This window comes from Microvirga sesbaniae (assembly GCF_025460805.1).
Classification (GTDB): domain Bacteria; phylum Pseudomonadota; class Alphaproteobacteria; order Rhizobiales; family Beijerinckiaceae; genus Microvirga; species Microvirga sesbaniae.
In genome coordinates this window covers 87,847-102,412 of sequence record NZ_JAMXFJ010000010.1, presented here as the reverse complement: position 1 = coordinate 102,412, position 14,566 = coordinate 87,847, and the positions used below count along the sequence as shown (strand labels likewise).

The window sequence follows — 14,566 nt, the reverse complement described above, 5'->3', positions numbered from 1 at the left end:
CTCAAGAGTTTCCCGATGCCCATTCGTGCTCTCCGTAGAATTCTGAAATCAGACACGGCGTCGGTGGCCGTAGAGTTCGCGCTGATCCTGCCAGTGATGCTCTTCATCTACTTGGGTGGATCTTATGTCTCGACACTCGCCTCACTGAGCAAAAAGCTTCAGACAGCCGCTTATGCGGTCAACAACTTGGTTCCTTACCCAAGGGACTACTGCAGCTATCGCGCGTTTGTCCGCAACTTCCACACCTCCGGCGGTGCCAAGGATCTAATGGGCCAGTTCTTGGCGCCCCAGTCTGTCGACGGCCAGACGCAGATGATCCAGTATTCGGAAAGCGCACCCGACGTGGATAACCTCGTCACCGTGAAGGCATCGGCTCGCTACTCCTTCAATACTGGCTTCTGGGGTGTGGTGAACAGCGTTGCCGCGGCCACCCCAGGCGCTTCAGACTCGGGCGGTATCGTCCCATCGGTGTTTAGCCTGGGTGCCACGTCGGCAGGTGTCACAGTTCATAAGAACCCAGGCGTCACGTGCGCGTCCGGAGTTGTACGGCTTGTCGGCCCCGCGGTCACTGAGTTCGCAGTAGGAGAGTTCAACAGCTTCACGGTGCGGGCGGAAGATGGGATTCCGGCATACCAGATCCGTTTGAAATCGACCCTGCCTCCGGGTCTTAACTTTACTCCGAACAGCGCTGATGCGGATGTGTCGGGCGCGATCACGGAGACATGCACCACTGGCGCCTGCGATCCCGAAACGCTCAATGTCACGATTGAGGCCGAGGACTCCAGTAGTGACCTGTGGGCAGGGAGCGCAAACACCAGTTCCCAGAAGACATTCCAGATTTATCTCATTCACACCCTGCGCCTGACGGTACCCAGTGCCGTCGGAACTGTGGGAACATACTTCAGGAGCCCCGCCCCGCAGCGGCAGGGCGGAAAGCCGGGCTACACATACTCGATGGCGAACGCGCCTCCGGGCCTGGCGATCAACGCGTCAACCGGGATTGTCGAGGGCACCCCGCAGATTCCTGGTGTCTACGATCAGGTTTCGATCACAGTGCGTGATGCCCGTGGGACGGTCGTGACGGATGACGCCTTCGTCTACGATATTAAGCCGCCGGCGCTTAGTGGATGGGGTGATGGCTCTTTCTACGGTACGGGCAACTCCTATGGCGCGATGGGGATCCACGCACGTGGCGGCTGGGGCACTATCACGGTCACCTGCTCTGGCTTCCCGGCCGGTGTGGGTTGCGGTCCTGGCAGCGCGGCAACCCCTTATGACGGAAGCGTCAACGGCGTTCCGCAGCAGTTGGGCGAGGGTTGGGGGACGATCACGTTCAGAGACTCGTACAACCAGACCTTCACCTTCCAGATGTACTGGAACGTAAAGCCGCCGGCCTTGAATGCATGGCTGGTGAGCAACCAAGCTGGTCAGGCGGGCTCGTACGTCCGAGGCGATGTCGCCGCATCGGGTGGTTGGGGCAATCTGACCGTCGAGAGCGTTTCCGGGCCGGCTGGGATTTACCCTCAACTGGTCGGCTACTGGCAGTGGGCCATTCACGGCACGGCTCCGTATCCGGGCAGCGGACCGATTACCGTGGTCATCCGTGATGATGCTGGGCAGCGTGTCTCGGTTGGGATGTGGTTCACCTACAATCCGCCGCCGCTCTACACGTCGACCAATGGAAACTTTGGCACCGCTGTCTGCTGCACGACGAGCTATACCCGTTACGTGTACTCGAGTGGAGGCTGGGGTGGTAAGTCGCCGTCAGCGTCGGGCATCCCGGCTGGCATGAGCTTGGGCTGGGATGGGAGCACAGCATGGGTGACAGGTAGGCCGTCAGCAGCAGGATCGGGAACGATCTGGGTGACGATCTACGACTCGGCCGGACAGGCGAGCTCGCAGCCGATCTCCTACAATTTCACGCCAGCGGCGTCGACCGTGACGATCGTCAGCACCGGTGCAGCTGGGGAGTCACTTCGGATCATCTTCTCGGAGGCCGTTACGATAACCAATATCACTAGCAATCATTCGGCCACTGGAGGCAGTGCGAGTACACAAACATTTGTGTATTCCGATAACCTTGCTGCACACAACTTCACTATTACAGTACGTGATTCCAGAGGGTTGTCGAAGACGTTCACTGTCGCCTGGCCGAACATGGCACCAACAACACCAGAGCCGTGTAGACCTGGGCGATGCGGCTAAACCCGCAGGGTTCGGGCGGTAGACCCAAATCTACCTGAACTCTCCTGTGCGGCGGCGCCAGTGATGGTGCCGCCGTTTTCATTCGAGCGTATCCGAATACTCCGGCCACGACTCAGCCCAGTCCGAGCCAAATCTTACGCTTCGAGTTCGCCCGCGCGCACCAGAATGTGCACGGCCTGCGCCGTGCTGGCCGCGCCCAGACGCTTACGGACGCGGCGCAGATGGTTCTCGATCGTACGCTCGGACAGGCCTAGGAGTGTCGCGATATCGGACTGGCGCCGACCGGAGGCGACCCACCGAATTACCTCCAACTCACGGGCGGACAGGCTTGGTGAGGATGGGGATGTATTCGAATTGCTTAGCGATAATGCCGTCCGAAAGGCGGCCGTGGCGATGAGCGTGAGAGCCAGTCGTGCATCAGTTGAACTATCGATCGACATTCCCCCGAAGCTTGCCGCGCCAACAAGCCCGACATGACCGAATACCGGCACCTGAAGCCCATGGATGCCTGGACCATGAGGCTGCCGCACAATCCGATAGGTTTCGTGACCCGCCCGTCTGGTTTTCGTCCAGAAGAACGGATGATCGGTCTCCAGCACGTGCCTGTTGACGGGACATCGCGCCAAGTAGGTTTCGGGGTCGACCTCGTCCCCTCCGCCGAACCAATCGCCCTCCAGCCACAGAAGCCGCTCGACGATGCCGTCGCCCGGCGGCGGAGCGGCATAAAGAACGAAGCGATCGTAGCCGAGCGGGCCAGCGAAAGCCCGGACCGCGTGGCGGAGCGTGGACATGTCCGCGCTCCGCTCGATTGCGGCGATTGTCGTTACCACTCGACCAAGCGCCGCCTGGCTCATGGTCAGCCCTCCGTGACCTCGGCGAGCAGCGTTTCGGCCGCAAGTTTACCGAGTTCGTTAGCGGCAAACGGGCTCGCGCCTGTTAGCACCTTCCGGTCCTTGTGCGTCGACTTGTCCGGTTCAGTATTGGCGATGGTGACACCGAGCGCCTTCAGCTTCTCGCCGAAATGCCAAGTGAGCTGGCCCGGCATGTAGCCGATCTCCGGCGTCTCGCGATCGGTTGAATCCGGAAACGCCGTGATCGTATAGCCTCCGAAGGGGAAGTTGCCGGTGTCCCCCTCCCGCGCGCAGGCGAGGAAAGCCGCGGGACCATGACAAATTGAGATGATGTGCCGATCGGTGTTGAAGGCCCAGCGGATCACCGCCGCAACATCCTCGCTGAACGGCAGGCCGGCAAGCGGGCCGTGGCCACCGGGGATGAAGATGGCGACATAGTCGCTGTCCGGACCAAGTCCGGCGACGACATCCGACAGCTTTAGTGGCTTATGGAATTGCTCGAGATAGGCTCGATGAAGACCGGTGATCGCCTCGTCTTCGTCGGGCATCGCCCAGAACTCGAATTTGACCGGGTTGCCGGACACGGTGGCGATGTCGAACTCAAATCCAGCTGCGTGCAGGTGGTACATCGGCACGAGCGTCTCGATTGGGTGGTTTCCGGTCGAGAATAGGGTACCGTTCTCCATCTTCACGTAGCGCTCGTCGGTGCCGATCACGAGGATACGGCGCGTGCCACGGTAGGGCTGCGGATAGGTGGCGCCGTCCAGATCGCTCTTGGAACTGGTGAACTGCTTCAGCGAAAACTTCGAGGGGAAGAAAGCGTTGAACTCGGCCTGGTCGGGCTGGGGCTCTTTGCTCAGTGGTAGGATGCTCATGCTTATGTCTCCTTTCAACCGTGAGGATAGGCATCCCAACGCGAGAAGAAATGCGGGATTTCCCTCAATCATCGGATCAGGGTCGGAGCCGGCTTAATGAGAGGCTCTCGGCATGTTCGAGACTCCATTATAAGCGCTTCCGGAGCAATTGCCGACAGCTGCTCAGACCAGCCCTTATTCTGGTTCATTCCCGTTAGCGGCCGAGATAACATATCGGTTTTGGAGGGCGCCGGTGCACCCCGCATATTGGGTGGCCATGCGGACCGAGTTGGATGGTTGGGCTTTAGCTTTAAGATTCTCTTGCTGGCCTCATGCACTCGGATTCCTGAATGCCTTCGTTATATGGAATAGACGGCTGGCAGGTTGAGGACTGAGGTTCAGGAATAAGTCAAAGGGTGGAACTGGGACCGGCGCCGGAGGATTATCGGAGAGGATCTTTGATGCTCATGATGATCGAGAGCCATGGGTGATCTATCCGAATAAAAAAGGGGAGGTCCGAAGACCTCCCCTCTGTTGCGTGTCCCTTCGCTTGTCACTTAGCTCGTGGGATTACCATTTCCGTCGAAACATTGTACGCCCTGGGCACGTGTCATACCCCACCCATTGTCCCGCTTCCAATGTGCGCAGTAGGGCGGCGCGGGGGGAGGAGGAGCGCTATTGTTGAACTCTGCGATGCTCGAGACATCATTGAGCTGGACGCTGCCGCAGAATGAGCCTTGGCGCCCCCCCCACAAGACGTCGCGGTGATAGTCGACGAACTCACACATCTCCGACCGGGCAAACTGGCGCGCGTCGTCCATTTGTGCCTTGGAGATGTACCGCGACTTTAACGCTTTGCCATAAGGACCAACGTCCTCGTTATAGGGACCAGCGCCCATGATGTTGAGGTCCGTCTGAGATCCACATGAAACGTAAACCCGACGCTGGTAGCCACAGCCGTACTTGCAGTGCACTGAATTGTAGATGACGTCTACCCAGGCGATCCATTTCTCATTCCCGCAGTCGTAGCGCGAGACCTTGTCATTCGGGCTGAACGAAAACGACACCGGGAAGGTAACCGTACGCTCGGTGTCGTCGACGATCGTGACGTTGAACGATCCAGACATCCTGTTTTTATCTGACGGGCGTCCATAAACGGTGCCGTCAAAGCGACTGTCTGTGCCTGTTCCGGCGCATGCAAGACCTGCAGGCAGGCCCGAGCAGTAGGCTCGTAGGGTTCCCCAACCACCGGTCCCTTCGAAGGCTCCGGTCACGTTGATGTCGTCCTGGAGTTCGCCCTTAATCACCTTAAGTGCCCGCCCCGACAGAGCCGGCAGACTGAAGTTGTAGGGAAGCTGAGTGGTCGCGGTCAGGCCCCGGCCGTCACGAACCGTCACCGTGATGGTCCCGCCGATCGCCTGTTGCCCGGCCGTAAGAAGAGGCTGACCCTTGATCACGCCAGTGGAGGCGTCGCACGTGAACGGGTTGTTGGGATGACCCGCAGGAAGCCCAGAGCAGGAATAGGTGTAAGGCCCCTTTCCGCCCGAGCGAACGGGTGTCTTGGTGTACGTATACTGGCCGGAGGCAACGATCGTCTGAAAGTTGTCGCCGGTATAAGAGAGGCTGAGAGGGTGGATCAGCGTGAAGACGACATTGTGATACGCCGTCTGCTTGTTGATGCCGCCCCGAGCAGGATCGCCACTGTCCGTGACACCGAAGGTGGTGGGCGGGAGGGTCTGAGCGTTGCACGGCGAAGTGCAACCAATGGCCTGGGCCTGCCCACTCACCTGACCCGTGGTGGGGTTCACCCCTAGGCCCGCCGGCATGTTCGCACCCACGCTATAGGTATAGCCGGGCCAGCCTTTGGCCGCTTGCAAATTGAACGGTAGTCCAGGCGAGGTCTGCCCAGCCCAGATTTCGACGGTCGCAGGACCTGTGAGGGTCAGCTGGTCGGCCTGGGCGAAGGCGTTCGAAGTCACGGCAGAAGATGAGGCCGAAACCGTGCAATCCTTCTTGAGGAGTGACATGAACACGCACTTGTACCCGACCTGGGCGTTGACCACGTAGCGGCCCGTATACTTGTCGATCTCGACCGATCCCACAACCTTGGGGGGACTAGCTGGGTCGAAGCCTTTCTGGCTGAAATTCGAGGCAAGGAGCTTCTCGGCCTCCGACTGCGGGTCGAATGCACGGCGATCAGCTCCGTACTGGCCCGCGTTGAGGCATCCGTTGTCGAGGGTGTAACCGCCAGCACCGTTGTCGGTACGGATGGTGTCTAGGCAGGCATTGATCCGCTGGGTCATCGTCTGGCTGATCGAGTCAACCGACCCCTGCAGATCGTTGTGAAGGGCGGAAATACGAGAATAGTCGTAGGCGACTCCAGCCGCCGGGATGAGGACGGGAAGAGTGAGGGCAAAAAGCAGAGCGACATTGCCCCGGGTGTCGTTAGCGAAGGATCGGATCGCGCGAGCTCCCGACCCCGCTGAAAGGCGGCGGATATCCATGGCTTGTCCTAGTCATTGGGAGGTCAGAGCCGGCCAGGTCACTCGCCAGCGATTTGTTCGATGGGATTATAGGCCAAGTTTAACGAATTATGAAACGCTATTTGGCCACTCTATTGCGGAAAGAGGGGCTTTAAGCCCCTCTAGAACCGCGGAATGTGCAAGGTCCCGGCCGTGAAGCGGGCAGTCAGAGACCGCCGGTCAAGACCTTGATGAGCAATGGGCTGACAATGATCGTGATGAGCACCGGAAGGAGTGTCAGGATCATCGGAAGCGTGAGTTTCGGCCCCATCGCGGCTGCCCGACGTTCTGCCTCGTTCATTCTCTCGAGACGCCCCTCGTCGGCCAACGTTTTCAGAGCATCACTAACGGGTGTACCGTTCAACTCAGCCTGGATCAGGGTTGATGCAAAGTTGCGGATCGGACCCAGTTCGACCCGTTTATAGAGGTTCTCGTATGCCTGACGGCGGGAAGACAGATAGGCCATTTCAGCAAGCAGGATCCTGAATTCCTCCGCCAGCGGGAATGATTGGTGGCCGATCTTGTCCGAGACCTTGCGGATAGATTGCTCGACCGAGATGCCGGACCTCACACAAATGTTCAGGAGGTCGAGCGCGTCCGGCCAAGCCAATCTGATCGATTCCTGGCGCGCCCGGATCGTTCGGCTGAGGAAGATCTCAGGGAGCCTTAGGCCTGCAAATCCCATGAACATAATCACCAGCACCTGCTGCAGCAGGTTCCCGGCAAGGGCCCCGGTCAGGAACAGGTAGGACGTCGTGAGGACGATCAAGGAAACAGGCGCGATGAACCGGGCGAACAGAAAGCTCACTTCGTGGGCGGGGGAGCGGTAGCCCGCCTGGACGAGGCGATCCCGGGCGTCCTCCGTACCGAGATATCGAGCGAGATTGAGCCGGGTCACGATGGTCCGAACTTGGCGGCCGGGCATGAACTTCACACGACCCATGCCGTCGGTCTGTCCCGCCGACCGAAGTTTATCCGGCGCAGTCTCTTCAAGGCGGCGCCGGCGAACGTTGCCTACGCTCTCCGGCTCGAACATCTGCATGACGACCATGCCGACGGTCGTAAGTGCAATCGTAATCAATCCAATGATGATCAATTGGTGCATGGCAGCGTTTCCTAGATCTTGATCTTCATGAACGACTTCATGAGAAGGGCACCGAAGCCAGCCCAGAGGATACAGCCGCCAAGTACCACGTGTCCGAGAGTCGTGTAGAATAACGGCTCCAAGTACTCAGGTGAAATAAACTGGACAGCGACCATCACGACGACTGGCACAGCCCCAATGATGTATGCGGACACCTTTGGCTGGGCCGCGAGAGACTTGATCTTCTCCCGCATTTGTTTCCGGGCACGCATCATATTCGACAGGGTTTGAAGCGTCTCAGCGAGGTTTGAGCCGGCCGCCTGCTGCACCTCGATGAGGGTGATGAAGAAATTAGTTTCGGGCGAAGGGACCGTCAGACGCATCCGGGCAACCGCGTCAGCGATCGTCATTCCAAGGGATTGGGCTTGCATGACAGCCTGAAACTCGGACCGAAGGGGCTCTTCAGCCTCCGTCGCTATGGTGACCAAACAGGTCCGGATCGGGAGGCCGGATTTGAGGCCGCGGATGATGATATCAAGGCCACTTGGGAACTGATCAAGGAACTTCTGAATGCGCTTTTCCCGGAGCCGAGACACGTACATCTTGGGCCAGATCATAGGCGCAATGAGAGCCGCAATGGCGGTCGCAAAGAGGCTCATGGAAAGGAGGTACACAGCGATGGACGTGATAGCCAGGCCGGAGGCCATCATCAGGTAGTACCGCTGGGTCGTCCAATCCAAGCCGGCTTGCCGAATGAGAACATCCATCGGGATGTTCTTCCGGCTTTTCTCCTCCGCCTGGAGGTCCTCAAGGTTATGAACCACTGCGCGCCGGCGCCGCCGGTCAAGGACTGCCTTGGCATTGACGGCAGCACCGTCCTTGGTGAGTTTGGACAGGCGGGTGGCCGCCACAGACTCATCTGAGATCTTCGGTGACAGAAAGACATACGATAGGGAACCGATAGCAACAAAGCTACAGAGCCCGATGATCAATTGAGATGTTTGCATGAGAACTCGACCTTATGCCGCGCCCGAAAGGATCTTCATCAGCCTTTCGCCTTCGCCATAGAACGCCGCCTTCTCGTAGATCTTCGGCTTTACCACGCCTTGAAACTCGTGATGGCCGATGATGCGCCTGCGCTCGTCTTCACCTTCGATCTTGTAAACCAGGAGATCCTGGGTCGAAATCACGTCGCCCTCCATCCCGGTAAGCTCTGTGATGTGGGTGATGCGACGCGTGCCGTCGGGCAGCCGGTTGACCTGAACAATCACGTCGACAGATTCATGGATCATCTTGCGAACGTCGGATTTATTGAGGTTCGGCCGCCCCATGACCACAAATGACTCCATCCTTGTCAGTGCACCCTTCGGATCATTGGCGTGAAGAGTACCCATCGAGCCAGGGTGGCCCGAGCTCATGGCCTGGAGAAGAAAGAACATCTCCTCGCCGCGGACCTCACCGATCAGAACGCGGGTTGGGCGCATGCGCAGAGTGGTCTTCACAAGCTTCTCGATATTGATCTCCCCCACACCCTCAATGCTGGGCGGCCGTGCCTCCATGGGCACCACGTGGGGCTGCTGAAGCTGGAGTTCAGCCGTATCTTCGACTGTCAGGATGCGCTCCTTGTCGTCGATGAAAGCCGAGAGGCAGTTCAGGAGAGTGGTCTTACCGGAACCGGTGCCCCCCGAGACGATGACATTGAGCCGGCACTTGCCGATGATTTTGAGCAACTCAGCCGCGTTCGGAGAAATCGTCCCGAATTTGATCAGGTCGTTGAGTGTCAGGCGTTCTGCTCTGAACTTACGAATGGTGATGGTCGTGTACTTTGTGATCGGAGGAACGACGACACTAAGGCGGGAGCCGTCTGAGAGGCGGGCTTCGCAGATAGGATTGGCTTCGTCGACACTGCGGCCGCTCTGACCAACAAGTCGCTGAGCGATGTTGAAGACGTGGCTTTCATCGATAAAGCGGCAGTTCGGCACGAGCTCCATCTGGCCGCCAACCTCGATGTAAACCTGGTCGGGCCGGTTCACCATGATGTCGGCGATATCCTGCCGATCGAGCAACGGCTGGAGGGGGCCGAAGCCGAGGATGTCATCGACCAGATCGCGAAGCATCTGGTCCTGTTCCACCTTCGAGATTGCGATCTCCAACTCGGCCATGATCTGCCTGGCCGTTTCCTGGATTTCCTCTGCTGCCTGGGAGCTATCGAGGGCTCCAAGACGCTGCATTAGATCCAGGTTGCCGAAGAGTTGATCCGAGACCCGCTTCTTCCACTCGAAGTAATTTGCCGACATCACTGTCGTGTTGGCTGGCAAGGCCGAGACGCTCGACTTGATCTGGGCAGGGGAACGTTGTGGGTTGGCTGCCGCGGGGATAGCCACAACGGTGCCCGAGCCGGGCTTGGGCGTTTGACCGAAGCCCCCGGGCGCAGGAGGCACTGAGCTGCCGAAGCCCGCCGGCGCTGTCCTTGGGGCGACGGGCGCTATTGGTCTAGCAACTTCGTTGACGGAGCGAGGTTCAGATTTCTTGGTGCCGAACGCCATGACGATCTCAATTCGATTGGTTCAATTCAGTTGGACTTGGCTCTGCTCGGGAGAGCCTTGGAAAGACGCCCGATCAACGACGAAAGTCCTGACGAAGGGGGACTGGCGGCCTGCTCAACGGCGTTTGATGTAACAACACCAGCCAGAGAGCGTGCGATCTCCTTAAGGCTCTGTGCTGTCGGGTTGTTTGGCTGAACCTGGGCCAGCATCCGAGCGTTCTCAGAAGCCTCATGGTGCAAATCGCGGTCATACGCGAGCACCGCATCGGGTTCCAATCCGCTCAACGCCTTGGTGATGTCGGCGATCGAAGGGTCCGAGCTTTTCGGGCCGCTATGCCGATTAACGATGAGGCGAGGGCGCTTTCCGATACGATCCAAGGCTGCCACAGTCTCCTGGGCGTTCCGGATACTGAGAAGCGATGGCGTGACAACCAAGATCACCTCGGTAGAGACCTGCAGCGCGAGCAATGTCCAGTTCGTCCAGACGCGCGGCATATCAAGCACAAGGTTCGTGTTGTCTCGGCGTAGTGTCTCGATGATCCGGGAGACAGCATCCTCACGAACGTCCCAGGTCTTATCGAGAGTTGCAGGGGCAGGCAGGATGGCAAGATTGTCGTCACATTGGACGAGGAGACGCTCGAGTAGGTTGGCGTCGATCCGCTCCGGGGTGGACAAGGCCTCGGAGATGTCCTGCTTCGGCTCCTGATTGAAGTTGAACGCAGAGGCGCCAAAGCCAAAATTCAGGTCGACGAGCACCGATGACGGGACAATGCTGGCCAGGCTTGCCGCCAAATTGGAGGCTACCGTCGTCACCCCGGCGCCCCCAACGCTGCCGATGACAGCGGTGACATGCCCATGCCCCACGCCGGAATCTTCGGAATAGATCCGCGAGATCGCCCGGATGATGTCAAACCGGTCGAGCTCCTCAACCACGAGGTAGTCACGCACATTTCGGTCTTGAAGAGCCCGATGGATACGGACACTGTTTCGGTGGCCAATTACGATGACATTCGTGGTTTCGGCGCAGTGAGTAGCCAACTCGTCCAGGACGGGCAGGAAGTTGTCCTCGTCCGGGCCAATCTCCAGGACAATCACGCTGGGAGTGCCGCTTCCGGTGGAATAGTACGCGATAGCATCGTGCAGACCGCCTTCCAGGAGATCGGTCTTGGCGCGGGTCAGGATAGGATCCTTGAAGGCATCGGCGACAAAGCGGGCAACAGGCTTGGTCTGGCAGAACGCATCGATGGTGATCCGCGGAACAGGTGCCAGCGGAGTGGCCATCGAGTGGTTAAGGAGAGGATTCATGTGGTTCATCACTTGGTCCTTACCGAGATCAGTTCGAGCCTGAAGACGACGTATCGCTGTCCTGGAACCCGCCCGAAGTCTGCTTGGACGGGGTGGCCTCGCCGGCGACGTAGCGGCGCAGCATCAGGACACGCTGGGTAGAGTCGGGTGAGGTCTCGCGGGCGGGACGAACCGCGTCCATGGGGTTCGCCATCTGAGCAGCAAGGTTTTGCTGGTGGGCGCAGCCGAAGTTCGCGGACGTGAGGTTCTCCATGTCGACCACTGGGCTGCCCGCGCCGAGGTCCTCCGGCCAGTCCCCGCAGGGGTGGGGGACGCCCGCCGCAACCTGCACGAAAGCGACCTTTACGGGCTCAATGCGGTCTTCGTTGAAGCTCTGATACTTCTTCATCTCGATGGCTGCGCGGGGCACCCCCGCCGAAACGAGTTCCTTCACTACAACGCTGGCGAACCTGTCGACGGCAGCGTTGTCGGCCGCCTGCGCCTTGTACGGCGACGAGACGATAAGATTCGTCTTTCCTGCCGGAAGGTAGGAGCGTGCGAAGTCCCGCAGATCGACTTTCTGGCGAAGGTCCAAGCCACTGATCTGTGTCGGATAGATGTCGAGGTCCGTAAGCTCGTTCTTCAGGACGATCGGGTGGCGGTCCCGCACGTCGGGAGCGTAAGGAAGGGCGTAGGCGGGAAGCTCGCGGTCGGCGCAGCCAGCCGCCAGGAGGGAGAAGCATGCCGCCGCGGTGAGTTTCTTGAACATGGGAAATCCTTCGGGAATGGTCAGGCGGCGTCAGTTGATGATGAAACCAGGCTGCTTGAAGATCGGCTTGGCCTCTCTCTTGCTGGTCGTCTTCCGGTTCATGTGGCCGAGAAACACAGCGTTTGGCTCGGAGGCTGGGGCAAAGCCATCGTCGGGCCGAGCGATCTTCTGAGGCTCGATGGGCTTTGCGAGGTAGGGGGTCACGATGATGACGAGTTCCGTTTCCTGGCGCTGGTAGTCGCGGGAGCGGAACAAGGTCCCAAGGATCGGCAGATCCATCAGTCCAGGCAGGCCGTTGACCGCCTGTTTGGTCTGCTGCTGGATGAGACCAGCTGTGACCAAAGCGGCACCTGACGGCATTTCGACCGTGGTGTCCTGCTTGCGGACCTTGAAGCCAGGAATGGCAAGGCTCTGGTTGTTCCCGGCCGGAACGATGATCTGATTGTTGGGGTCGATTTCGGAGACCTCGGTTCCGACCTTGAGGTTGATCTTTCCTGCGGAGAGTACAACCGGAGTGAAGTTCAGGCTCACGCCGAACTTCTTATAGGTGATCGTCGGTTGGCAGCTTGAATTACCGTCGCCGCTGCAGGACGTTCCGCTTGGAACTGGCATTTCGCCGCCGACCAGGAAGCTGGCAGACTCACCCGAGATCGCCGTCAGCGTCGGTTCGGCCAGGGTATGGGCAACGCCAGCCTGTTCCATCGCCTCAAGGTTGATGGTGTCACCGCCCGGCCAGGTGGCTCCCAGGGTGGCCTTTGCAAGGGATGAACCGGCGACTGGATAGGCAGGCGAGAACGCGGCATTGATAGTCGCGTCCTGCAGGCTCCAGGAGCCAGTCCATTTGATGCCGAGTTGCTTGAGCACGTTCCGCTGGATCTCCGCGATCGTGACTTTAAGCATGACCTGATCGCGCCCCTTGATAGTGAGGGCGCTGATGACCGGGCCGAGGGATCCTTCCCCGGCTGCGCCGGAGGAGATGCCGGCACCGCCTGCAGCCGAGTCCGGGGACCGAACCCCGGCGGTCATGTAGGCCGTTGCCACATCGACCGCCTGCTTGGCCTGAATGTCGGAATCCACCTCTCCGGACAGGATGACAGAGTTTCCAATCATCTTGGTCCGGATAGTCGATCCTGGGATGACCTCCCGCAGGATTTCCTCGAGACGGCCTGTGTCGCGTGAAACCTGCACCGTGTAGCTGGTGATCCGGCGCCCTTCGGCGTCCATGACATAGACTTGGGTCTCACCTTCACCAAGGCCTAGGAGCATCATCTTGCGCTCAGAGCGAATGGTCGCCTGAACGACGCTCGGGTTGGTGACAATCACGTCCCGGGCATCGGCCTTCAGATCGAGAAAGGTGGATTTGCCGATCCCGACGGTGATGGAGCTCTTGGCCACCCTCACCGCGGTAGCCCCTACCAGGGGATCCGCCACTGGATCGGCAGCACTGGCAGGACCGCACAGTCCGAAGCTAAGTCCGGCAATGATGAGTGATGCGGCACCGTGAGTGAGAGCGCCTCGAAAGTTCCGTGCGCTCGGGTTCCTGGTAATTGTCATTATTGTTATCCGAATTTGAAAAGCGGTATCAGTTCAGCGTGGACGCAACGCCAAAGCGGATGAGTTGGATATCGGCCGGCTTTGCCGGGGCTGCCTCGGCGGAGGCTCGCAGGGTCTGCGCCTGCTTTTCCTGCATCGGGCGGAGGGCAAAGGTAAGGGTTCCATTCCTCTGCGCCTTATTGATCGAGACGATCTGCTCTGGCGTAAGCTCCAGGGTCGCCGTGCTTCCGATCATCGCATGAGAGCCCTCGGCCTTCTCAATGTTCTGGTCGATGGCGATGATACGGATGTTCTCCATGAGAACCGTGGAATCGATATCAGTCCGACCCGGGAGGGGAGCCTGACCGGTAACGTAGATGTCGACCCGATCGTTGGGCAGGATCATTCCGCCGGCCGCATTGGCGCCGCCCGCATCGAGGCGGATTGAGAAGGCGCGATAGCCTTCGGGCAGGGAAGTTGCGACAAATCCTGACTTGTCCGTGCGGATCAAGCGGGCTTCGACGATGAGCTCACCCTTCATCACGGTCGCCGTGGCAGTAGCCTTCTCATAGACGGTAAGGGCGTCAGGCTGGCTATCGCGGGTGATCGCGTGCGGCGGGATATTGGTCTTCGGCCAGGACTGCCAAGTCATCAGAGCCGGATTGATCTGCTGACCAATCTTAATGTCCTCACTGGCGACGAGAACCTCGGTCAACTCTCGAGGATCGGGCGCAGCCGGAGCCTGAACGGCGTTCACAGGCGCCGGGGCGGGCGGCTCCGGCGTCATGGCGTTCGAGATGATGAAAGCGAAGGAAGCCGATACGGCTGCAATTCCCAAAAACAGTGCGTTCTTCTTCTTCATGAGCCGTATCCGATTTCCATTATGATTCGTGTTCGCCGAATTAAACTGCTGTTGCCC

The 14,566-nt window shown here is 59.3% G+C and carries 11 protein-coding genes and 1 pseudogene; 1 reads left to right on the top strand and 11 read right to left on the bottom strand.

Annotated elements, in window-relative coordinates; genetic code table 11:
• The first annotated feature begins 15 nt into the window (after nt 1–15).
• A complete protein-coding gene (locus OCW50_RS15515; RefSeq protein WP_262298164.1) occupies nt 16–2,205 on the top strand; it encodes a TadE/TadG family type IV pilus assembly protein in 2,190 nt (729 codons plus the stop codon).
• A 134-nt stretch (nt 2,206–2,339) separates the two neighbouring features.
• On the opposite strand, the gene OCW50_RS15510 is transcribed toward OCW50_RS15515, so the two are convergent.
• From OCW50_RS15510 to cpaB, 11 genes and pseudogenes are all read right to left on the bottom strand, one after another.
• Nucleotides 2,340–3,059 carry a PA1136 family autoinducer-binding transcriptional regulator gene (locus tag OCW50_RS15510; RefSeq protein WP_262267045.1) on the bottom strand — a complete coding sequence of 240 codons (720 nt, stop codon included), beginning with the start codon at nt 3,057–3,059 and terminating at the stop codon, nt 2,340–2,342.
• A gap of 2 nt (nt 3,060–3,061) precedes the next feature.
• Complete coding sequence (gene hchA / locus OCW50_RS15505; RefSeq protein ID WP_262267044.1) at nt 3,062–4,003, bottom strand: glyoxalase III HchA; 942 nt, start codon at nt 4,001–4,003, stop codon at nt 3,062–3,064.
• Between the two features lie 464 nt (nt 4,004–4,467).
• Entirely contained in the window at nt 4,468–6,414 is a 1,947-nt protein-coding gene (locus tag OCW50_RS15500; protein WP_262267043.1) for a TadE/TadG family type IV pilus assembly protein, read from the bottom strand.
• Nucleotides 6,415–6,598: 184 nt separating this feature from the next.
• Nucleotides 6,599–7,537 carry a type II secretion system F family protein gene (locus OCW50_RS15495; RefSeq protein ID WP_262267042.1) on the bottom strand — a complete coding sequence of 313 codons (939 nt, stop codon included), beginning with the start codon at nt 7,535–7,537 and terminating at the stop codon, nt 6,599–6,601.
• A gap of 11 nt (nt 7,538–7,548) precedes the next feature.
• Complete coding sequence (locus OCW50_RS15490) at nt 7,549–8,523, bottom strand: type II secretion system F family protein (RefSeq protein ID WP_262267041.1); 975 nt, start codon at nt 8,521–8,523, stop codon at nt 7,549–7,551.
• A 12-nt stretch (nt 8,524–8,535) separates the two neighbouring features.
• The gene (locus tag OCW50_RS15485) at nt 8,536–10,062 is read right to left on the bottom strand and encodes a TadA family conjugal transfer-associated ATPase (RefSeq protein ID WP_262298163.1); all 1,527 of its coding nucleotides are present in this window, start codon (nt 10,060–10,062) and stop codon (nt 8,536–8,538) included.
• A gap of 26 nt (nt 10,063–10,088) precedes the next feature.
• Nucleotides 10,089–11,375, bottom strand: a complete 1,287-nt coding sequence (locus tag OCW50_RS15480; RefSeq protein ID WP_262267039.1) for a CpaE/TadZ family protein — start codon at nt 11,373–11,375, stop codon at nt 10,089–10,091.
• Between the two features lie 19 nt (nt 11,376–11,394).
• A complete protein-coding gene (locus OCW50_RS15475) occupies nt 11,395–12,114 on the bottom strand; it encodes a CpaD family pilus assembly protein (protein ID WP_262267038.1) in 720 nt (239 codons plus the stop codon).
• 30 nt (nt 12,115–12,144) lie between these two features.
• Nucleotides 12,145–13,155: a type II and III secretion system protein family protein gene (locus OCW50_RS15470; protein WP_262298162.1), complete on the bottom strand. Its 1,011-nt coding sequence runs from the start codon at nt 13,153–13,155 to the stop codon at nt 12,145–12,147.
• A gap of 147 nt (nt 13,156–13,302) precedes the next feature.
• Nucleotides 13,303–13,668, bottom strand: a pseudogene (locus OCW50_RS33385) (pilus assembly protein N-terminal domain-containing protein); the annotation flags it as partial.
• Between the two features lie 28 nt (nt 13,669–13,696).
• The gene (cpaB, locus tag OCW50_RS15465; RefSeq protein WP_262298161.1) at nt 13,697–14,509 is read right to left on the bottom strand and encodes a Flp pilus assembly protein CpaB; all 813 of its coding nucleotides are present in this window, start codon (nt 14,507–14,509) and stop codon (nt 13,697–13,699) included.
• Between the last annotated feature and the right edge of the window lie 57 nt (nt 14,510–14,566).

Excerpts from the sequence above, each read along its gene's own strand:
- hchA (WP_262267044.1), bottom strand. The coding sequence starts at position 4,003 with ATGATTGAGGGAAATCCCGCATTTCTTCTCGCGTTGGGATGCCTATCC.
- OCW50_RS15490 (WP_262267041.1), bottom strand. The coding sequence starts at position 8,523 with ATGCAAACATCTCAATTGATCATCGGGCTCTGTAGCTTTGTTGCTATC.
- OCW50_RS15485 (WP_262298163.1), bottom strand. The coding sequence starts at position 10,062 with ATGGCGTTCGGCACCAAGAAATCTGAACCTCGCTCCGTCAACGAAGTT.
- OCW50_RS15510 (WP_262267045.1), bottom strand. The coding sequence starts at position 3,059 with ATGAGCCAGGCGGCGCTTGGTCGAGTGGTAACGACAATCGCCGCAATC.
- cpaB (WP_262298161.1), bottom strand. The coding sequence starts at position 14,509 with ATGAAGAAGAAGAACGCACTGTTTTTGGGAATTGCAGCCGTATCGGCT.
- OCW50_RS15515 (WP_262298164.1), top strand. The coding sequence starts at position 16 with ATGCCCATTCGTGCTCTCCGTAGAATTCTGAAATCAGACACGGCGTCG.
- OCW50_RS15475 (WP_262267038.1), bottom strand. The coding sequence starts at position 12,114 with ATGTTCAAGAAACTCACCGCGGCGGCATGCTTCTCCCTCCTGGCGGCT.
- OCW50_RS15495 (WP_262267042.1), bottom strand. The coding sequence starts at position 7,537 with ATGCACCAATTGATCATCATTGGATTGATTACGATTGCACTTACGACC.
- OCW50_RS15480 (WP_262267039.1), bottom strand. The coding sequence starts at position 11,375 with ATGAACCACATGAATCCTCTCCTTAACCACTCGATGGCCACTCCGCTG.
- OCW50_RS15500 (WP_262267043.1), bottom strand. The coding sequence starts at position 6,414 with ATGGATATCCGCCGCCTTTCAGCGGGGTCGGGAGCTCGCGCGATCCGA.